18 protein-coding genes and 1 pseudogene are annotated in these 20,860 nt (G+C 49.0%); 17 read left to right on the forward strand and 2 right to left on the reverse strand.

Annotation, left to right across the window (positions count from 1 at the left end):
- Window positions 1-34: 34 nt before the first annotated feature.
- The 6 genes from rlmN to BN2373_RS06465 are packed head-to-tail and all read left to right on the forward strand — an operon-like array spanning window position 35 to window position 6,125.
- Window positions 35-1,072, forward strand: coding sequence for a dual-specificity RNA methyltransferase RlmN (rlmN, locus tag BN2373_RS06440; RefSeq protein WP_074018036.1), 1,038 nt, complete (start codon window positions 35-37; stop codon window positions 1,070-1,072).
- Window positions 1,069-1,812, forward strand: a complete 744-nt coding sequence (locus tag BN2373_RS06445) for a Stp1/IreP family PP2C-type Ser/Thr phosphatase (protein ID WP_053943274.1) — start codon at window positions 1,069-1,071, stop codon at window positions 1,810-1,812. Before rlmN ends, BN2373_RS06445 begins: the two co-directional genes overlap by 4 nt.
- The gene (gene pknB, locus BN2373_RS06450) at window positions 1,794-3,767 is read left to right on the forward strand and encodes a Stk1 family PASTA domain-containing Ser/Thr kinase (RefSeq protein WP_053943275.1); all 1,974 of its coding nucleotides are present in this window, start codon (window positions 1,794-1,796) and stop codon (window positions 3,765-3,767) included. The genes BN2373_RS06445 and pknB overlap by 19 nt, the downstream gene beginning before the upstream one ends.
- Window positions 3,768-3,813: 46 nt before the next feature.
- Window positions 3,814-4,716 carry a ribosome small subunit-dependent GTPase A gene (rsgA, locus tag BN2373_RS06455; RefSeq protein WP_053943276.1) on the forward strand — a complete coding sequence of 301 codons (903 nt, stop codon included), beginning with the start codon at window positions 3,814-3,816 and terminating at the stop codon, window positions 4,714-4,716.
- Window positions 4,717-4,740: 24 nt separating this feature from the next.
- Window positions 4,741-5,403, forward strand: coding sequence for a ribulose-phosphate 3-epimerase (rpe, locus tag BN2373_RS06460; protein WP_053943277.1), 663 nt, complete (start codon window positions 4,741-4,743; stop codon window positions 5,401-5,403).
- Between the two features lie 41 nt (window positions 5,404-5,444).
- Window positions 5,445-6,125, forward strand: coding sequence for a thiamine diphosphokinase (locus tag BN2373_RS06465; RefSeq protein WP_162200059.1), 681 nt, complete (start codon window positions 5,445-5,447; stop codon window positions 6,123-6,125).
- Between the two features lie 238 nt (window positions 6,126-6,363).
- Here BN2373_RS06465 and rpmB read toward each other — a convergent pair.
- Window positions 6,364-6,549 (reverse strand): annotated as a pseudogene (gene rpmB / locus BN2373_RS08020) (50S ribosomal protein L28); the annotation flags it as partial.
- Window positions 6,550-6,696: 147 nt separating this feature from the next.
- Between rpmB and BN2373_RS06475 the strand changes: the two are divergent.
- From BN2373_RS06475 to BN2373_RS06505, 7 genes are all read left to right on the forward strand, one after another.
- Window positions 6,697-7,050, forward strand: a complete 354-nt coding sequence (locus tag BN2373_RS06475) for an Asp23/Gls24 family envelope stress response protein (protein ID WP_074017977.1) — start codon at window positions 6,697-6,699, stop codon at window positions 7,048-7,050.
- Between the two features lie 9 nt (window positions 7,051-7,059).
- A complete protein-coding gene (locus BN2373_RS06480) occupies window positions 7,060-8,676 on the forward strand; it encodes a DAK2 domain-containing protein (RefSeq protein ID WP_053943279.1) in 1,617 nt (538 codons plus the stop codon).
- A 14-nt stretch (window positions 8,677-8,690) separates the two neighbouring features.
- Window positions 8,691-10,757, forward strand: a complete 2,067-nt coding sequence (locus tag BN2373_RS06485; protein ID WP_162200060.1) for an ATP-dependent DNA helicase RecG — start codon at window positions 8,691-8,693, stop codon at window positions 10,755-10,757.
- Window positions 10,758-10,784: 27 nt separating this feature from the next.
- Window positions 10,785-11,339: a 16S rRNA (guanine(966)-N(2))-methyltransferase RsmD gene (rsmD, locus tag BN2373_RS06490; protein WP_053943281.1), complete on the forward strand. Its 555-nt coding sequence runs from the start codon at window positions 10,785-10,787 to the stop codon at window positions 11,337-11,339.
- Window positions 11,330-11,848 (forward strand): pantetheine-phosphate adenylyltransferase, encoded by a 519-nt coding sequence (gene coaD / locus BN2373_RS06495; protein WP_053943282.1) that lies wholly within the window; start codon window positions 11,330-11,332, stop codon window positions 11,846-11,848. Before rsmD ends, coaD begins: the two co-directional genes overlap by 10 nt.
- A gap of 13 nt (window positions 11,849-11,861) precedes the next feature.
- On the forward strand, window positions 11,862-12,332 hold the full coding sequence (locus BN2373_RS06500) for a hypothetical protein (protein WP_053943283.1): 471 nt from the start codon (window positions 11,862-11,864) through the stop codon (window positions 12,330-12,332).
- Window positions 12,333-12,423: 91 nt separating this feature from the next.
- Window positions 12,424-13,962, forward strand: coding sequence for a Mur ligase family protein (locus tag BN2373_RS06505; protein ID WP_053943284.1), 1,539 nt, complete (start codon window positions 12,424-12,426; stop codon window positions 13,960-13,962).
- On the opposite strand, the gene BN2373_RS06510 is transcribed toward BN2373_RS06505, so the two are convergent.
- Entirely contained in the window at window positions 13,959-15,098 is a 1,140-nt protein-coding gene (locus BN2373_RS06510; RefSeq protein ID WP_162200061.1) for a nucleotidyltransferase family protein, read from the reverse strand. The genes BN2373_RS06505 and BN2373_RS06510 overlap by 4 nt on opposite strands.
- Before the next feature lie 169 nt (window positions 15,099-15,267).
- Here BN2373_RS06510 and rpmF point away from each other — a divergent pair, with 169 nt between their 5' ends.
- The 4 genes from rpmF to smc all read left to right on the forward strand — a co-directional run bounded on the left by rpmF (window position 15,268) and on the right by smc (window position 20,858).
- Window positions 15,268-15,450 carry a 50S ribosomal protein L32 gene (gene rpmF, locus BN2373_RS07715; RefSeq protein ID WP_074017978.1) on the forward strand — a complete coding sequence of 61 codons (183 nt, stop codon included), beginning with the start codon at window positions 15,268-15,270 and terminating at the stop codon, window positions 15,448-15,450.
- Window positions 15,451-15,561: 111 nt separating this feature from the next.
- On the forward strand, window positions 15,562-16,596 hold the full coding sequence (gene plsX, locus BN2373_RS06515) for a phosphate acyltransferase PlsX (protein ID WP_053943286.1): 1,035 nt from the start codon (window positions 15,562-15,564) through the stop codon (window positions 16,594-16,596).
- Window positions 16,589-17,323 carry a ribonuclease III gene (gene rnc / locus BN2373_RS06520; protein ID WP_238379646.1) on the forward strand — a complete coding sequence of 245 codons (735 nt, stop codon included), beginning with the start codon at window positions 16,589-16,591 and terminating at the stop codon, window positions 17,321-17,323. The genes plsX and rnc overlap by 8 nt, the downstream gene beginning before the upstream one ends.
- Complete coding sequence (gene smc / locus BN2373_RS06525) at window positions 17,316-20,858, forward strand: chromosome segregation protein SMC (protein WP_053943288.1); 3,543 nt, start codon at window positions 17,316-17,318, stop codon at window positions 20,856-20,858. The genes rnc and smc overlap by 8 nt, the downstream gene beginning before the upstream one ends.
- Window positions 20,859-20,860 lie beyond the last annotated feature (2 nt).

Raw genomic sequence — 20,860 nt, forward strand, 5'->3', positions numbered from 1 at the left:
GAGTCTTTTTCGGGATAAGGAGAAGGGAGGAAGTATGGAAAGAGCCATCAATGGGATGACCCAAAAGGAGCTGGAAGGTCTTTTTACTGATTTGGGTCAACCGTCCTTTCGGGCAAGCCAGCTCTTTCATGGTCTCCATGAAAAGGGGTTGAAATCTCCGGATGAAGTCACCACTCTTCCAAAATCGCTCAGGGAAGCCTTGAGAACCTATCCTTTCAGGACGGTAGAGGAAGTCAGGCAGCTCCTTTCCCAAGATGGGTCCCGAAAGATTCTCTATGCTTTGGAAGATGGGAATACCGTAGAAACCGTCTATATGCCTTATCCCGACCGGACAACGCTTTGTATTTCTTCTCAGGTGGGTTGCAAGATGGGGTGTCAGTTTTGTGCCTCAACCAAAGCTGCTTTTGTAAGGAATCTTCAAGCGGAAGAGATGCTCAGCCAGGTCTATGTCACTGAGGAGATAACGGGAGATCGAATAGACCGGATTGTTCTCATGGGAATCGGGGAACCTCTGGATAATTATGACGAGGTGGTTCGTTTTTTACGCCTCATTACCGATCCCCGGGGGAAGAACCTGTCCGCCCGATCAATTACCCTCTCCACTTGCGGTCTGGTTCCTCGGATTTACGATTTGGTGGAAGAGGGAATTCCCCTCAACCTCGCGATTTCCCTCCACGCGAGTTCGGACGAGGACCGGAGACGGACCATGCCCATTGCCAACCGTTATTCCATTCGAGAGATCATTCAAGCCTGTCTGGCTTATTTTGAAAAGACGGGACGACGGATTTCTCTGGAATATGTTTTAATAGAAGGAGAAAATGATCGTCTCCAGGATCTGGATGCCCTATCCCGACTTTTCAAGGGACCCATGTGGCATATCAACCTCCTTCCTCTCAATCCCATCAAAGAGTACAAGGGGAAGTCCAGCAGGGAAGAGAGGATTTATGCTTTTGAAGATGCCCTACATAAGCGAGGCATTCATGCCAGTGTACGTAAAAAACGAGGAGAGGATATCGACGGGGCCTGCGGTCAACTTCGAATCCTCTACCAAGGGATGGGAGGACCATCATGAACACCTATTCTCTCACAGATAAGGGGATCCAAAGGTCGAACAACCAGGATTCTTATGTCAACTATTTTTCTTCCCGCCTTGCTCTTTTTGTGGTCTGTGACGGAATGGGAGGACATCGAGCCGGGGATACGGCATCCAAATTGGCCAGCGAAACGATCCAGGAATTTCTCATCTCCGCCAAAGAGAGGACAGACTATGAAAATATGGTGGTAGAAGCAGTGGAAGCCGCCAACAAGGCAGTCTACGATCTGGCCGGAACAAACCCTGATTACTTCAATATGGGGACAACCTGTGTCGTCGTCCTGGTCCATGACGGAAAGGCCATCATTGCCCATGTGGGAGATTCCCGGGTTTACCTCATGCGAGACCGGTCTCTTCGTCAGTTAACCGAGGACCATTCTTTGGTACAGAAGCTGGTTAACCAGGGATTACTCAGTGATGAAAGAGCCCGCCACCATCCCGAACGTTCGACCTTAACTCGGGCAGTAGGAACAGATGAGCGAGTCGAGGTGGAAGTGGATTACCTGGACTTGGAAGAAGGCGATACCCTTCTTCTCTGCAGTGACGGGTTAACCTCCATGGTGGAAGACCAGGAGATCCTTGATATTTTATTGGATACGACAGAGGCAAAAAGTCAAGTCACCAGTCTTGTCCAGGCCGCTTTGGACAAGGGGGGATCTGATAATATTACGGTGACCGTATTTGAATATAGGAGAGCGACATGGACCAAGTTTTATTGAATAACCGCTACCGCATTCTTCAGAGGATTGGAACCGGAGGGATGGCTTATGTATATGAAGCGGAGGACATTCTTCTGAAAAGAAAGGTAGCCGTTAAGGTATTAAAAAACCAGTATATTGAGGACGAGGAATTTGTCCGAAAGTTTGAAAATGAGGCCCTGGCAGCGGCTTCTCTTTCCCACCCAAATATTGTCAATATTTATGATGTCGGCAGCGAAGAGATACAGGGAAACCAGTACCACTATATTGTTATGGAGCTGGTTGAAGGATCTACGCTTAAGGAAGCCATCGCAGCCCAGGGACAAATGGATTCCACCGTTCTTGCCCGGATCGGGAGTCAAATCGCTATGGCTCTCCAGTGTGCCCACGACCACAACCTGGTCCACAGGGATATTAAACCGGCCAATATTCTGATCATGAAGTCCGGAGATATTAAAGTTGCTGATTTTGGCATCGCCCGGATCTCTTCAGCATCCACCATCACTTACACGAATTCCATCCTGGGAACAGTTCACTATATCTCTCCTGAGCAGGCTAAAGGTCGTTTTACTGATTTTAAGTCGGATATTTATTCCCTTGGTGTGGTTATGTATGAGATGGCTACCGGGCGAGTTCCCTTTGATGCGGACAATAGCGTGGGGATTGCAATCAAACATATTCAGGAAAGCCCCCTTCCTCCGATTGAACTCAATCCTGATCTATCTCCGGCCTTAAACCGGATTATTTTGACCTGCATGGAGAAGAATCCGGAAGATCGATACGCTTCAGCCTCCGATTTGGTGGATGATCTGAAAAATTTCCGAACGTTATCCAACCGGGATACGGTGTATATGAAGAGGGCATCGTCCGTATCGACCTTTCATCCGGGAGACCATAAACCGGCCAGGAAGAAACATCGTGAAGTGGTCTATGAGAGTAAGCTCAACCACCCGGTGGTGGAAGAAGAAAAAAAAGAAGGCTTTCCCTGGTTCGCCCTGGTTTTGGTGGCGGTAGCGGTCGCAACAGTCCTTCTTGTCACTTCTTTCCTGGGCGGTCAAAATGCGAACCGCCTGGAAGCCAGTCAAACCAGGGTACCACCGGTGATTAACTTATCAGTGGACGAGGCCATGGACCTCCTGAAAACCAATGAACTCCTGGGTGAGGTAGTGGAAAGAACCTATGATGATAAGACGGATGAGGGATTGGTGATGGAACAGTCCATCAAATCCGGTACAACGGTAGACAAGGGAACAAAGGTGGAACTCAAGGTTTCACGGGGGAAGAATACCCTCCCCATACCGGATGTGACCGGGTCCACCCAAGAAGAAGCGGCAGCTGACTTGACCAATGCCGGTTTTACTACGGGTCAAAACATCTTTGAGAATTCAGACGATGTGGAGAAAGGGCATATCATACGAACGGAGCCCAGAGCGAATGAAAGACTGGAGCAGGGGGGAAGGGTCAATTTGGTCGTTTCCGATGGCCCGGAGAAGAGGACAAGTAAGGTTCCCGTTCTGATCGGAGCTGACCAAAGTAAGGCTAAGGACCTCCTCCGTGAAGCGGAACTCAGCTTAGGAAAGATTGAAACGCGGGAAAGTTCCTATCCTTCGGGCATTGTTATTGAACAATCCATCAAGGCGGGGGAGGAGGTCCCAAGCTCCACTTCCATCAATCTGGTCATCTCCTCCGGTCCCAAGGCCAGCCAGGAGCCCGGCCTGGTGGACTTTACTCTTCGGGTCTACCCGCCGGAAGGAAAGGACAGCTTTTTGGTTGAGGTCTTCGACTACAATCAAAGTACCAAGAAAGCCCTCTTCCGGAGCAGGTTGAAAGCGGAAGATGTGAACCGGTCCGGATATATTCCTGTTCATGTCAGGGCCGGGGAAAACGCAGACCTTCGGATTTTCTATGACGGAAAGCCGGCACAGGCAAATGAACCCGAACAAAGCGAATCCAATGGATCCGAGGAGCATAGTTAAAGGATAAGAGATTGGTTCGCATGCAATGATGATAGACAGGAGGAATATGAAGGAAAGCCAAACGTTAAGAGGTCATATTGTCGAATCGGAAAAAGATCTTTACCGAGTCAATTGTGAAGTGGATGGGGACCAGATTTGTATTCCTTGTAAGGGTCGCGGGGCTTTCAGGGATAAAAATCTTCGGCCTTATGTTGGGGATTTGGTGGAGATCACTCGGAGGAAGGATAGTCCTGAAGGGATAATTGAGGAAATTTTTCCTCGAAAAAACCTTCTTCTCCGACCGCCTGTAGCGAATGTGGATCAGGTTTTGCTGGTCCAAACCATTGAAGAACCCAGTTTGAATCCCTTAGCCCTGGATAAAACCCTTGTTTCGATTGAAAAGAGGAAGCTACCCATCCTTCTCTGTTTTAACAAAATGGACCGTGCTTGTGAAAAAGACCTGGAGGATTGGACTCGACTTTATCGTTCTATAGGCTATCCCACTCTTCGCACAAATGCCTTAACCGGTGAAGGGCTGGATCCGCTCATCCAAGCTCTTCAGGGAAAGATTTCTGCACTAGCCGGCCCATCCGGGGCAGGAAAGTCCTCCCTGGTCGCCAAGATGACGGGCCTTGATGTTGAAGTAGGCGGTCTTTCTTCAAAAATCCTTCGAGGTCGGCAAACCACCCGGAAGAGCTGTCTTTTCAAAATTGGACGAGATGGCTATCTCTTTGATACTCCGGGATTTTCCACCCTCAGTTTGGAGGAAATCGAGGATACCGGTCAGGTAGAGGATTTTTTCCCGGAGTTCCGTCACTTGAATGAGGCCTGTAAATTTCGCAACTGCCTCCACCGGAAAGAGCCGGCTTGTGCGGTGAAGAAGGCCCTTGACCAGGGGACGATTCACCCCAGCCGTTATCGTTCCTATTTGAAAATTTTAGAAGAAGTGGAAGCCTCCAGATCCTATTAAAGACGATGAAAAAAGGAGTTGTTTGTGAAGAAAGTACTTTTACCCTCTCTTCTATCGGCAGATTTTTCCCAATTGGATAAAGAGCTGAAAACCATAGAGGATGCCGGGGTGGGCCACCTCCACCTCGATGTCATGGATGGTCACTATGTGCCCAATATTTCGTTTGGTCCCGGGGTCATACAAAAACTCCGTCCGAAGACGCAACTGTTTTTTGATACCCACCTTATGGTGGAAGAACCCGATGGTTTCCTGGAATCCTTTCGGGAGGCAGGTTGCAACCTGGTAACGGTCCACCTGGAAGCATCTACCCATATCCACCGTACTCTCCAAGCTATTCATGCTTTAGGGATGAAGGCCGGTCTGGCTTTGAATCCCGGAACGCCTACCCAGGCTCTTGCTTATCTTATGGATGAAGTGGATTTAATTCTGGTGATGTCCGTTAATCCCGGATTTGGCGGACAATCCTTTATCCCTTCCACCCTAAACAAGATTCGAGATATTCGAGAGAGAATTGACCGGTCTGGCCGTGAAATTATTCTGGAAGTGGATGGGGGGATTAAGAAAAATAATGTGGAAGAGATCATCAAAGCAGGTGCAGACTGGCTGGTGGCAGGATCCGCTGTTTTTTCTCCCGGAAAAACCAAAACAAATGCCCGTGAATTTCTGGAGATTTTCGGTCGCTATTAATCCGGAAAAAACCGGAGAAAGAGAGAAAGAAGATGGATTCGATGACTAATCATCAGGCTCTTCTGGTGGCCGGGGGAGAAGACCTTCCTCAACCGGACCGGATGGCCGGTTTGTTAAATGAAGCAAGATTTATCATTTGTGCCGACAGGGGTTTTGACCGAATCAAAGACTATAATGTCCCCATTGACCTGGTGGTGGGGGATTTTGACTCCTCAACTCAGCTTTCCAATCCGATCGATAGAAAATCCTGGGAGGAAAAGGGGACAACCTTTGAAACTTTTCCACCCCATAAGGATGACACGGATTCGGAGCTGGCCTTGAAAATCCTTTGGGATTTGGGATTTCGAGAGGTTCTTTTTTTAGGAGGAACGGGGTCCCGGCTGGATCATTCTTTTTCCAACCTTCTTCTTTTGGAGGCCTTCAGTAAACGGGGGATGGAAGTCCGGATGGAAGGCAGGAACAACCAAATCCGCTTTTTGCCGGCCGGTTCTTATACATTGGAAAAACCTGAAGATAATGTTTATGTTTCCTTTTTTACTTTGGATCCCGACCTTCGCCTGTCCTTGAAAGGCTTTGAGTACAATATCGATGACTTCCCTCTCGTGGCCGGAACCTCCCGGGCCGTGTCTAACCATATCCTTTCACCGCAAAACCGAGTTAAGGTCCAGGCTGAGAGTGGAGGAGTTTACTGCTTTTATTCTAAAGATGGGGAAGATGCTTGATTTTCTGTCATTTTCATAAAAAATCCCCCTGGTCCTGTCTCGAGTTCAGGACCAGGGGGATTTTTTAATTCTTGTCTTAGGATGGAGTTTAGGCTTCTTCTGTTTCTTCAGTCTCTTGCTCATCCACCGGATTCTCAGGATTGACTTCCGATTCTTCGTCAACAGTAACGTCCTGGACGTTTTCAGCCTCTTCAGTAAACAGGAGACCCATCTCGGAATCGCCGGTTGCGGGCTTAACCCGGTTAACTGCTCCGTTTCTCAGGCAACGTGTGCAAACATTCAGTCTCTTAGGTGTACCTTTTTCATCATAAACTCTTACCTTGCGAAGGTTAGGAGTCCAAGTGCGTTTGATACCTCTATGGGAGAAAGTAACGTTGTTACCTGATGCTTTTCTTTTACCGCAAACATCACAAACTTTTGACATGTTTCCTCCTCGTCTTTCATGCATGAACTAACTATGACATTATAGCAAGGCTCGGGTTCCTTTGCAAGTTCTAGCCGGCTCTTATATAATGAGTTAGAATTGTTTTCTTAAGAATGAACTGATTTGATGAATAGATGAGGAGGATCTATGGTATCCAGAATAACTAATGAACTTGGGACCATCTTATTGGATGACCGAGTGATTTCCAATATCGCTTGCCAGGCGGCCATGGAATCCTATGGCGTAGTCGGGTTGGCTGCCAGAAATGCCAAAGATGGACTGTATGAGCTCCTGGGCATTGAAAATATGAACAAGGGAGTCACCGTAATCCCCACTGACCAAGGCTCCGTAATCATACAAATTGAGGTGATCATGGAATACGGGATACGGATTGCGACTGTTGCTCAGAACTTGATTGAAAAGATAACCTATAGTGTGGAAGAATCCACCGGAATAAAGGTGGAGACCGTGGAATTATATATCCAGGGGATCCGTTTCTAAGGAGTAAGAATGGAATATATTAATGGGGCAGAATTTCGGGATGCCCTCCAGGCTGCCTATGAATCCCTTCTTGCCCACAAAGAAGAAGTTGATGAATTGAATGTTTTTCCTGTCCCGGACGGGGATACCGGAACCAATATGACCATGACTATGGCCTCTGCCATGGAATATGTCCAAAAAGCCAAGGATGACAGTGTTTCCGCCTATGCTAAGGCTCTTGGAAACGGAACCCTGATGGGAGCCAGAGGAAATTCGGGCGTGATTTTTTCCCAGCTTTGTCGAGGAATTTCCGATGCATTGAAGGGAACCCAAATTCTCAATACCAAGCTAGCTGCTCAAGCTTTCTTGTCGGCTAAGGAGAAGGCATATAAGGCCGTCATGAAGCCTACGGAAGGGACCATGCTTACCGTTGCCCGAAGCCTGGCTGAATATGCGGAGCGGAATGGGGAAAACCCCAATTTGGACGATTTTCTGATCGGATCCCTCCAACAGGCCTCGGTGACCTTGCAAAAGACTCCGGAAATGTTGCCGGCTCTGAAGGAGGCCGGGGTAGTTGATGCGGGGGGACAAGGCCTGGTTCACCTTTTGACCGGCTTTGTGGAGAAAATAACGGATAAAGATCTGAGTCAACTTCTTCAAGCAGAACCGGTAAAACGAAATGCCATGGAGATCACGGACTTTGAACGGGATTCTCATCAGGCTCATCAATATGACTACTTCCTCAAGGTTAAGGTGGAGGGGATTGAAGAAGACCGACTGGTCAGGCACATGAACCACCATGGTCACGTTGAAATGGTTGAACATGCCGGGCAGGGCCTCCTGGTCCAGGCTTCCTGTGACCGTCCTGAAGCGATGATCGCTTCCATCCTCCGACGGGCTAGGATTTTGGAATTGAATCTGGTTCACGTTGATGCAAAATTATATCAGCCGGTTTCCGATGAGGGAGAAATGGAGGAAAAGAAGGCTCGATCAAAGGTCGGTTTTGTTGCTGTTGCCCTTGGTGAAGGCTTTAAGGAAGTCTTTAACCAACTTATGGTTGACGAGGTCGTTTCCGGGGGACAGACGATGAATCCCTCGACAAAAGAACTCTATGATGCAGTGGAAAGAGTGAATGCCGACACGATCTATCTCCTTCCCAACAATAAAAATATCATTTTGGCTGCCGACCAAGTGGATGAACTATCCTCTTCCAAGGTCATTGTCATTCCCTCCACGTCCATCCCACAAGGGATTACCGCTCTTTTCCATTATGATGAGGACTTGTCCGATGAGGAAAACCGAATTGCCATGACGGAGAGCCTTGACCAGGTCATCACAGGCCAGGTTACCTATGCTGTTCGGGATACGACAGTGGAGGGGATGGAGATTAAGAAAGACGATAGGATTGGTCTTATTGATGGGAAAATCGTTCTAACCGGAAAGAACGATAGGGATCTGGTCTTGGATCTTCTGGAAAAATATATCGATGTAGATGCTTCTCTTTTGACGATCTACTTGGGTGAAGGGGTCAGCCAGGAGGATAAAAGAGAAGTGGAAAAGGCGGTATCCAAGGCCTATTCCATGATAGATGTGGATATTGTCTATGGTGGTCAGCCTACCTATTCCTACATCTTCTCAATCGAATGATGGAAATTACTCGCTTGGATGGGATCGGTCCGAAGAGAGCCGCCCTTTTTCAGGAATTGGGTATTTTCACCGTGGAAGACCTGATTTGGGATTTTCCTACTCGATATGAAGACCGGTCCCAAGTGTATACGATTGATGACCTGGCCAAGATTGAGGATAAATCGGACTTGCTCGTGGAGGCTCGTTTGACCTCAATCGGTCGTTTAATCCGCTTTAAGGGCCGTCAATCCATCCAAAAGCTTTCTTTTTCGGATGATACGGGAAGTTTAACCGTTGTTTTTCATAACCAGGCTTATATCGGAAGGAATCTTCATTGTGGAGATTCCTTTTTCCTATATGGAAGCTACGACCCGGAGAAGGACCGTATGGTTAATCCTTCTCTGGTCAACAAGAAGAATAATAAAAAGATGGAGGTCTTTCTGGGTATCCGCCCGGTCTACCGACTCTGCAAGGGACTTTCCCAGGATCTCCGGGTGAATGCGGTTCACCAGGCCTTAAAATGTCTTCAAAATGAGGAAATCGACCCCTTTCCTTCCGATTTCATCCGCTCTATCCCTCTTCCTGAACTTTTGGATTCTTTTCGTCAAATCCACTTCCCGTCTTCCAAGGAAGACTTGGCCTCCGGTATGGAGGGAGTGGGCCTTCGTTTAGCCATGTTGGATCTTCTGGCTAAATCTATGGTTCGTGCCCGCCGGCTTGATGAGAAAGCTCCTTATATGGAGGCAAAATCCCTTCAGCCCTTTTTTCAGGCTCTTCCTTTTGAACTGACATCCGGACAGGGGGAAGCCCTGGATGAAATGGTTGGTGATCTTCTGTCTCCCCGCCCGGCTAACCGCCTTCTTCAGGGGGATGTCGGATCGGGAAAAACGGTTCTGGCCTTTGCCTTAGCTTTTTTAACCGCCATGAATGGCTATCAATCCGCCCTTATGGCCCCTACAGAGGTTCTGGCTCGTCAGCATTTTGACAAGGCAAAGGTCCTTTTTGCCGGAATGGACCTTCCTCTTTTTCTTTTAACCGGCTCATCGAACCGGGAGGAGAGGACAGAGGTGGAAAAAGCAGCCCAAGAAGGGGTGGCCGGTCTCTATATCGGAACCCATACTCTCTTTCAAGATAGCCTGGTTTTTTCTTCCCTGGCTTTAGTAGTGACTGACGAGCAGCACCGTTTCGGTGTTCACCAACGGTCCCGACTCCAGGAAAAAGCCATCTTGCCCAATTCCTATGTCCTTTCCGCCACGCCCATCCCCAGGACCCTGGAACTTGTGGCTATGGGAGAACTGGATCTGACCCGACTCAAAGGTCTACCTCCAGGTCGTCAGACTGTGGATTCCTTTGTCCTGGACCGGCGGTATGAAAAACGGATTTTTGCTTTTGCGGAGAAGTTGGCTAAAGAAGGAGGACAAACCTACATCATTTGTCCTCGGATCGAGGGAGGGGAGGATGACCTCTCCCTCTGGTCAGTTGAGGAAGTCTGCCGGCGGGCAAGGTCTTATTATGGAAACCGGGTAAAGGTAGCCGCTCTGACCGGGCCTATGCCGGCTCCTGAAAAAGAAAGGGTCATGGAAACCTTTGCTTCGGGGAAGACCCCCATTCTTGTTTCCACAACGGTGATTGAAGTGGGGGTGGATGTTCCTACCGCCCGTCTGATGGTGGTTCTTTGTGCCGACCGCTTTGGATTGTCTCAGCTCCACCAGCTAAGAGGAAGAGTGGGAAGGGGGAAGGATAAGTCTTATGCGGTCTTTGTTTACCATAAGCCGTCCAAGACAGCCCTGGGCCGCCTGAAGTTTTTAGCCTCCACCGAAGACGGTTTGGAAATTGCTAAGAAGGATCTGTCCCTTCGGGGCGGAGGCGATCCTTTTGGGGAGAGCCAGCACGGCTTCCTCCCTGACCGGCTCCGGGGACTGCAAGATCTTTTGACCAGGCCTGACCATCCCTTGTTTTTGAAAGCAGGACGGATCCTGACAGGAGCTTTCGGGCCAGGTATTTTGGAAGGTGATTCGCACGCCTTGGATGCAATAAAAGATCCCCTCCGGACAGCAATTTTTGATAAAATGGAAAAAATAGCCCATATTTCCAGAAACTAAGCCCCAGAAAGGGAGAAAGGACAGATCATGCGGGTAATATCCGGCGAAAGGCGGGGAATGACTTTGATCGGCCCCCGAAAAAGTCAGAAGACCCGGCCCACTCGGGATCAAGTTAAGGAAACGGTATTTGACATTCTGGGTCCTATTCGCCAAGGACTGACCTGCCTTGACCTTTTTGCGGGAAGCGGACAAATCGGGATTGAATTTCTTTCCAGAGGTTGTGATTTTGCCATCTTTGTCGAACAGTCCGGACCTATGGTGGGCGTGATCAAAGAGAATCTGAAGAAAACCCGCTATGAAGATCGGTCTCTCATTCTTCACGGGGATTACCGACGGCGGTTGGACGATTTAGGCCGAAAGGTTGATTTAGTTTATCTTGATCCGCCTTACAGGATGAAGATGGTGGAAGAAGCTTTGGATTTAATCACAAAAAAGAGGATTCTCACTCCGGGGGCCATCCTTGTGGTTGAAAGCTCCAGTGAAGAAGAAATTACTATCCCTCCGGCCTTTACCGTCCTCCGGCACCGGGTCCATAAATTTAATCAGATTCAAATCCTGAAGGAGTTAGACCAATGCGAGTGATTTTTCCCGGGTCCTTTGATCCGGTGACCCTTGGCCACCTCAATATCATCAAGAGAGCGGCCTCCCTTTTCGATGAAGTCATTGTTGCTGTCCTGGAAAACAACCAGAAGCAGCCTCTCTTTCCGACCGAGGAAAGAATTGAAATGCTTGAAGAACTGTTATATGATATTGATAATGTTGAGGTGGAGGTTTTCTCCGGTTTGCTCGCTGATTATTATCGGTTGAAAGATGCTGATGCCGTTCTTCGGGGACTCCGGACTCCATCAGATTATGAATACGAAAGACAGTTAGCTGCTTTGAACCACTCCTTGTATCCCGGCCTGGAAACCCTATTTTTGGTGACGGAGACCAGGTACTCTTTTATTTCCTCCTCCTATGCACGGGAAGTTGCATCCTACGGGGGAAATATTTCGGGCTTGGTTCCGTGTTCGGTGGCAAGAAAGCTTTATAGGAAGTTTTTCTCAGACCCGGTTGTGGAAGAGAAAATGAAGCAAATACAATGCTTATAGTAGGGGGATAACTATGGATATTTTGCAACTCATTGAAGAACTCGAAGACGTCCTTTCGGATGCAACCAATATTCCATTTTCGAAGAAGGTTTCCATCGACCCGGATGAAGTCTTTGACATTATCAAAGAGATCCGCGAAACTCTGCCGGAAGAAATCCGCCAGGCAAAGTGGGTCAATGACGAAAAGGATCGGATTCTTCAGGAAGCCAACGATCAGGCTGCTGCAATCGAAGCAAAATCAAAACAGCAGGTGGATGCGATCGATGCCCAGGCCAAGGCCCGTTTTGAAGAATTGGTTTCTCAGGATCGGATTACCCAAGCAGCCACCGAGACCGGAGAGCATATTGTTCAAAAGGCTGAGGAGCAAGCTCGGCAGATTCGCGAATCCACCTTTGCTTATATTGACGAAATTCTCGCCAACACCCAGGAAAACCTCAATGCTGTGATTCATGAGCTTGACCGGAACCGTCAGGAACTCCACTAATATTGGAAGACACCTTGGACCTGGTTTTACAATTCAACCACTAAGGGGATAGGTCAACCTATCCCCTTTATTTTTTTAGAAAGGAAAGACCATGCCCCTCTATTTGAAGGATTTTGCCCATATTATGGGTATTTCAGCCGACCAGGCCTGGGCTGACCTCCCTGTCAATCAGGTCACCTATGATTCCAGAGAGGTGGGAGATTCCTGCCTTTTTATCTGCAAGGGAGCCCACTTTAAGCCTTCCTATCTCGACTCAGCCATTCAAAAGGGAGCGATTGCCTATATCGCTGAAAAAGATTATGGGGTTCCCATTCCTTTTTTACCGGTAAAGGATCTTCGTGAGGTCCTGGCCCCTATGGCTGCCCTATACTATGGCTATCCTGATCGCCATCTTGACCTGTTCGCTATTACAGGGACGAAAGGGAAGACCACCGCTGCCACCTACCTTCACTCCATCCTTCAACAATTTGGGATGGAGAGAGAAGAAGGTCCCTGCGGTCTTTTAGCTTCAACCATGACCTATGATGGAAAAGACGTCCGGGTTTCCCATCTTACTACGCCTGAACCCCTGGAACTCTATGCCACCTTGGCAGCTTGCCGGGACCACGGTTGTCACCGGGTGGTTATGGAGGTTTCCTCCCAGGCGTTGAAGTACCGGAGAACCAAGGGCCTTCGCTTCAACCATGCCGGATTTTTGAACATCTCAGAAGACCACATTTCTCCCATTGAGCATAAAGATTTCGCCGATTATTTCGGATCCAAGCTGAAGATCTTCGAAGGGGCTGATCAGGCTTATGTTAACTTAGGGACAGACCATCTGGATGAAGTCATGAAGAGAGCAGAATCCTGTCCCAAAGTGACCACCCTATCCCTGGGTCAAGGCGGAGATTTTCAGGGTCGGGTGGCGGAAGATGTGGATGCAGGATTCATTATGGAGGTTGAAGAAGGAAGGGAGAAAGTGCGGGTTCATGTTCCCACCCTGGGTCACTATAATGCTGAAAATGCTCTGATGGCTATCGCCATGGCCCGGAGGGCGGGCGTCTCTTATGAGACAATCAAGCAGGGCTTAGCTTCTGCCCACGTTCAGGGGCGTACCGAGCGTTTTGAGACCTCTGATCGGACGATCTGTCTGATTGTGGACTATGCCCACAACAAGCTTTCCTATGAGGTCCTTTTCCGGGAGATGGACCGTCTTTATCCGGACTACTATAAGGTTGCTGTTTTCGGCTCACCCGGCAGAAAGGCCATTAATCGGCGGAATGACCTGGGTCTCCTGGTTGGTCGGACCATGGATTACGCCTATGTGACCCTGGAGGATCCTTATGATGAGGATCCTATGACAATTGCTCAGGAGATCGCCCATTCCCTGGACCGGGTAGGAGGACACTATGAGATTAATCTGGACAGGGAGGGAGCAATCCAAGCGGCTTTCCGCTCAGGCCGGGCCCGCTATGAAAGGGAGAGGAGAAAAACCCTCATCCTCATTCTGGGAAAGGGGGATGAGGACAGCCAGTCCATTGGGCAAGGTAGTCAGCCCATGGTTCCTGATACCGAGGTAGCAAGAGCCTGTGTACAAGACCTTGACCGGAAAATTCTTAATAAAGAAAAAGCCCCGGAAGTCCGGAGCTAATGTGAAGTAGAAATAAAAAAGCTTTGATGGTAGTCCATCTTAGGAGGAAGGCCCAGGAGGTATTCCTGGAGGGCCTGGGCTTTGAGGTTGACCGTCATCAGGTCATTTTCCGGGCCATCCAGGCTCGCAGAGGGTAATTTTTGGACAACCGGGCAGGAAGGGGACCGGAGGAGGCGTCTCCCTTTTTCATTGAAGGCCAGGGGCCTGAGGAAGGAAATCGGAGGGATCTTGCCTTTTTTCAGCTCAAGCAGGCCGGTTACCAGCATCCGCCGGTATCGGGAGACAGACTGCCTTTTATTGCCTGCTTTCAGGAGAGCCCGGTCTACGCCGGATGTTTTTTCCAGACAGGATTTTAAGCGGAAGTCCATTCCGGTCTCAAAGAGGGGGGAGAGAGAAAAATCGATAGGATCCAGAATCTCCCTGAGCTTCAAATAGGATCCCAGGAGGTCCAGGGATTCCGTAAAGCTTTCCCGGCGGATCTCTTGTCCGTTAAGTAAATCCCATTTATTCATCCGGCCTTCAAAGAGGGCCTGACGGATGGCAGAAGCGGAAGGATAAGCCCCCTCCATTTTCATCTGGTGGTAGCCCATCCCCTGACGGACGATGGCTTCAAATTGGATGGGAAGAGAAAGCTTTTTGGCCAGGGCAATATACTCCATGGCTAAAATTGTGTTGGGTTCTAAATCAATGTCCAGGATCCGGCTGATGGCCCTGCGGTAGGAAAGACCGCCATGCAGATCTTTTCGGATTTTGTCCTGGATTTCTTTATCCTCCAACCGGCTAAGACCCTTTCGAAATTTTTCAGTAAAGAAGGTTTCTTCCACGCCAAAAACCAAAGAATCGAAGGCAGACAAAAGAGACAGGGTTTTGATTCCTCCGTGGGCAAAGCTGTGAGCGGATTGAAGGACGTAGGCGGCCGGGATTTCCAGGACCAGGTCAAAGCCTTCCAGGATGGCTATTCTGGCCCGGGTCCACTTATCCAATATGGCCGGACTTCCCCGTTGGACGAAGGGGCCGGACATAGCGGCGACCAGGCAGGTTGACTCGACATCTTCTCCCTCCATGGCCCGGCGGATAAGATAGCGGTGACCCTCATGGAAGGGGTTGAGTTCACAGATAATGCCTTTGACTTTCATAAAGGATCCTTTCAAAAAAGTATTCTCCTCCGGCTTTTCGGAGAGGGTGAGTTGTCGAACAGGGCGATAAGACATTCTATCAGGTCGGTGAGCCCTTGACAAAGATGGGCTTCAAGTCTATAATTTCTATGTTATCCATAACGAGACTATTTTCAAGGAGGTGTTTGACATGGCAGTTCCCAAGCGGAGAACATCTAAGACCAGAAGAGATAAAAGAAGAGCTTCATCCTATCGCTTAAAGACGTATGCGACCCAAACTTGCCCTAACTGTGGTGAGCCGAAACTACCCCATCGGGTATGCAGCGAATGCGGTTACTATGATGGCAAAGAAGTCGTCCAAGTTAACGATTAGTTTGACCGACTAGAGTGTAGTGCCCCGATTAGGGTCTACACTCTTTTTTTTATCGTTCGGAAGAAACAGGTGACCCGACAATAGCTATTTCTTAATTATAAGGAAGATATGATGACGAAGATTGTAATTGACGGTTTGGGGGCAGATCAAGGACCCAAGATGGTGGCTCAGGGTTTGGCCTTGGCCATGAAAAAAAATCCTGGTTTTCAAGCCGTACTTATCGGTCCCAGGGATGATTTTTCTCCCTTTCTTCGGGATTATGGCGACCGGATTGAATGGATCGATTGCGACCAGGCTATCTCCAACGAAGAATCACCGGTAATGGCCATTCGAAGGAAAAAGGATTCCTCTATGGTTCTGGCATTTCACCGACTCAATGCCGAGGATGCTCATGTTCTTTTATCGGCAGGGTCGACCGGAGCCCTTCTGGCAGGGGCAACTTTTATCACCAAACGCCTGAAAGGGGTCAAGCGCTGTTGTCTGGCAGCGATCCTGCCCAATGTGACCGGTAAGGATATTATTCTGGCCGATGCGGGAGCAAACATGGATACCACACCGGAAATGTTGGTCCAGTTTGCCGTTCTTGCCTCAGCCTTTGCAAAAACCGGCTTGGGCATTAAACAACCCCGGATAGGCAGTCTGAGTGTTGGTGTTGAGGATCATAAGGGAGATGATCGGGTCCTAAAGACGGCTGACCTACTCCGCAAAACCGACCTTCTTTACATCGGAAACGTGGAAGCTCGAGACCTTCTTCATATGGATTGCGATGTCCTGGTCTGCGACGGTTTTTCCGGAAATGTCGCGGTGAAGACGGCAGAAGGAACAGCAGCTACCCTCCTTGGCCTGATCAAGGAATCGATCATGGAGAGTGGGGGTACCAAGCTTGGTGGACTTCTTTTGAAAAAGGCCTTGAAGAAAAAACTTTCGGTCCTGGATTACACCCGACATGGCGGAGCGCCCCTGCTGGGTTCCCGGAAACCTGTTTTCAAGGCACATGGCAATGTGGGACCGGAGACCTTTGCCCGGTCAATTCAAGAAGCTTTGGATTACGCCGATGCTCAAGCGGAAGGACAGTTGGAAGACGAGTTAAGCACGGTTATGGCCCAAATCAATGGCGGACCTGAAATCGAGCGTGACCATGAATAAGCAGGGAAAAGAAAGAGACCAGGCTTTGGAAGACCTCCAGAACCGTTTGGGTTACCGCTTTCGCCAAAGGACCCTTTTAGATCGGGCTCTTGTTCATACCTCCTTTGTGAATGAGTGCAAGCAGGAGGAACCGGAATCCAATGAGCGTCTGGAGTTTCTGGGAGATGCCGTCTTGGAACTTCTGGTATCAGACCTTCTCTATCGAGCTTTTCCGCACGATCCCGAAGGTGTACTTACTAAGAAAAGAATCCGGGTGGTTTGTGAACCGTCCTTTGCCTATTTGGGACGGACCTGGGGAATTCCGGATCTTTTGCTATTAGGAAATGGGGAAGAACTTCAGGGTGGGCGAAAGAAGGACTCGATTGTCTCCGACTCCTTTGAGGCCCTTTGCGGAGCCATTTACCTGGACGGGGGATATGATTTTCTCTATGAGACCATGAAAAGCTACCTTCCCAGCTTGGAAAGTATGGAGGAGAAGGATCATTCTCTTTTCTTTAATTACAAGTCGGCCTTCCAGGAAAAAGTCCAAAAGGCAGGGAAGACTTTCGCATATAAGCTGGTGGGAGAAGAAGGACCTTCACACGATAAGATTTTTCGCATCCAGGTTTACATCGACGGGCGAAAGATCGCCCAGGGTGAAGGAAAATCCAAGAAGGCAGCCGAGCAGGAAGCAGCCAGGCTTGCCCTGGAGACAATAAATAGAAAAGGTTGTGACACGATTGTCTAAGCTGAAATATCTGGAAATGTATGGGTTTAAGTCCTTTGCGGAGAAAACCCGTCTTTCCTTTGACAAGGACTTTGTGGCCATTGTCGGCCCCAATGGATCAGGAAAATCAAATATTTCAGATGCCGTTCGCTGGGTTCTGGGAGAGCTTTCCGCCAAGTCCATTCGTGGTGAAAAAATGGAGGACGTCATCTTTGCCGGGACCCGTTGGCACAAGCCCATGAACATGGCCCAGGTAACCCTTGCCTTCGATAATTCGGATGGGGGAATTGACCTGCCTTATGAGGAAGTGACGGTCTCTCGTAAGGTTTATCGGTCCGGGGAAAGTCAATACCTGATTAACCGGAACCAGGTTCGCCGGAAGGATGTCCGCAACCTTTTTTTTGATACGGGCATTGGCAAGGAGGGCTATTCCCTTATCGGACAAGGGAGAATTGAAGACCTCCTTTCCAACCAGTCCGATGATCGGCGGGCGATTTTCGATGAAGCAGCCGGTATTGCCAAATTTAAGTACAAGAAGAAGGAAGCACTCGACCGTTTGGAAAAGACGGAAGCTCACCTGGCCTCGCTTCGGTTAGATCTGAGAGGAAAAGAGCAGGAGGCTCGAATTCTCAAACAACAGGCGGATAACGCACGCAAGGGAGTCGCTCTGACGAGGGAACTTAACCAGCATGAGCTTTCTCTGGTCAAGAGTCAGCTTGACCGGGCTGACCGGCTGGAAGAGGAGATTTTCGCTGACCGGACAAGAGTAAAAAAGGATCTTGCGAATGTTCAGGAGGAATTAGACCATTGTCTTGCTCTCCTTGCTCCTTTTCAGTCTTCCATTGACCAGGGACAGGCCAGGCTTGGGGAACTGGAAAATCGATCCCGACTTTTAGAAAACAAGATGTCAGCCCTCCGTCAAGAAGTCTCCGTTCGTCAGGAACAGGTGAAATTTTTTACCGGTGATTTGGAAAGAATCAGCCAAAGTCTTGAAAACCGGTCAAGTCGTGTAAGGGATCTTCAGGAAGATCGAGACCGGGTCAAGGAGTCCATTGCCAGCTTAACTCGGGAAGTGGAAGAATTAAAGGTCCAAGTCTCCCGACTTGCCTCAGAGGGAGATGATGAGGAAGAGAAGGACCTGGCTGAGGAGGCCCGTCGCCGTTTGGAAAAAATCCGGGAGAGATTGTCCTTCCTGGAATACGAGAAGGAGAGAGTCCAGGCCCAGGACCGAAAACTGCAAGTCGATCAGGAAGAAAAGCGACAAGCAGCCCAGGAAGAAGAAGGCCGCTTGAAGGAACTGGTCCATCAAAAAGAAGAGATTGATCGGTCCCAAAAGGACTTAACAGAGCATCTTAAACAAGCGGGAGAAGGCCTCACGCAGGTTCTTGAAGACCTTCGAGCCGGAGAAGAGAAGACTCGTCAGGCCCAGGAAACCCATCGGACCCTTTTGGAAAAACTGGCTGCCAGGAAGTCTCGCCGCCAGGTCCTCCAATCTCTTATCGATAACTTTGAGGGTTACCACCGCTCTGTGCAAGACCTCCTCCGTCTAGGCGAACGGGATAGGGAAGTGGGTCAGCGGATAGTCGGTCCTTTGGCAGATCTTATTGAAGTGAAACCATCTTACGAAAGAGCAGTTGATGTTGCCCTGGGTTCAGCCCTACAAAATATCGTTGTAGAGAGCCAGGAGGACGGGAAGTTTCTGATCAAGGTGCTGAAGAAAAAGGGGATTGGTCGGATCACCTTCCTTCCAAAGGATCGAATCAGGGGTTCTCGTCCCGCCAAGCTCTCGGAAAGGGAAATCGCCTGTATGGGTATGGATGCGGTTCAGTTTCCCGAGGACCTCCGTCCCATACTTGAGCATTTTTTAGCAAAAACGGTATTTACTAAAGATCTGGACGATGCCGTTGCCCTGTCAAAGAAAAAGCTTCCCGGAATCCGGATCGTTTCCCTCCATGGAGATGTGATTAATTCCTGGGGATCCATGGTCGGCGGCAAAATCTACCAGGGTAATGAGGGATCCCTGCTCAATCGAGAGATCCAGGTAAAGAAATTGGAGGAGGAGATCCAATCTCTCCACAAACACATTGCCCAAGTCGAAAATCTCCTTAAGCAGGCAGAGGATGAACGGGCCCTTCTTTTGGGAAAAAGGGAGGAACTTGACCGCTCATTAAACCGGATCAGGGAGGAAAAAGAGAAGCTCCTGGAAGAGGGGGCGGAGGTTTCTACAAAAATTGGTTTATGCCGGGATGCCTTCGACCGCTTACAGACTTTTTTACAACAAAAAACCACTTTTTCTCTTGAGGCCTATGAAAAAGAAAAAAAGAATCTGGTTAAGGATAGAGATATGGCCCGGGAAGCCCTGGACAAGGCAATGGAAAAAGCCCGGGAGTCCCTTACTCAGGCCCATGAAAGGGAAAAGGAAGAAGCCCTTTTGAAAGACCGTCTCAGTTTCAAAGAAAGAGATCTGGTTCTGGAGAAGAACAAGTTAGCCGATATTCTGGAACGTCTGGAGGTCAGTCTTCAGGAAAATAAGGTGGAGAATGAAGAGAAGACCGCACTTCTTGCCCGAAAAGAAAATAATGAAATTTTTCTTAAAGAAGCTGAGGAAAAAGAAAAGGCCTGGTCCCGAGAGGCTCAACAAGTCCTTCTTGACCGAAAGGGATTGGAAGGTGAGAGAGCTGACTTAGAGGAGAAGGTTGCTGATCAGGTCAAAAGAAAAGAAGCAGCTCTGTCCGCGAAAAATGAACTGGAGAAGGAAGACTACCAGCTGGGTATTCGGTTGGACCAGGTGAAGAACCGGAAGGTGGAGATCCGAGAGGATTATCGGGCAAGTTACGACTTATCTCTGGAAGCCGTTGAGGAGCGTTTGGAAAAACTTGTTCCGGTGGATACCACCAGGGCAAAGGTTAATGCGATTAAAAAAGACCTTTCCAAGATCGGCTTCTTCAATTATGAATCAATTGAGGCCTATGATGAATTGGCCAAAGAAGTTGATTTTCTCCACCAGCAAGTCAAGGATTTGAAGGTCTCGGAAGAGGATATTCGGGAGATGGTCAGTGATCTGGACAGGGTCATGAAAGACCGCTTTCAACAGGCCTTCCAGGAGATCAATGAGGAGTATAATCGAATTTTCCAGGTTCTTTTCAACGGAGGCAGGGCCAAGCTCACCCTGGATTCAGAGGATACTCTTCAAGCCGGGATCGACATCCAGGCTCAGCCACCGGGAAAGAAACTGCAATCCCTTGCCCTCTTGAGCGGGGGGGAGCGGTCAATGACGGCTTTGGCTCTCATGTTTGCCATCTTTTCCATCCATCCTGCACCCTTCTGCTTCCTGGATGAGATCGATGCCTCCCTGGATGAGGCTAATATTGGTCGCTATGTTCGATTTATAAAAACATTGACGGAGGGAACTCAATTTATCATCATCACCCACCGAAAGACGACCATGGAGCCGGCGGATATGCTGTACGGAATTACTATGGATAAGGGAATTACCCGGGTAGTGTCTTTACGCTTTGACCAGATTGAAGAGGAGATGAAAGGGGAAGGTGCATAGGA

It is taken from the genome of Kallipyga gabonensis (assembly GCF_001286805.1).
GTDB classification, from domain to species: Bacteria; Bacillota; Clostridia; order Tissierellales; family Peptoniphilaceae; genus Kallipyga; species Kallipyga gabonensis.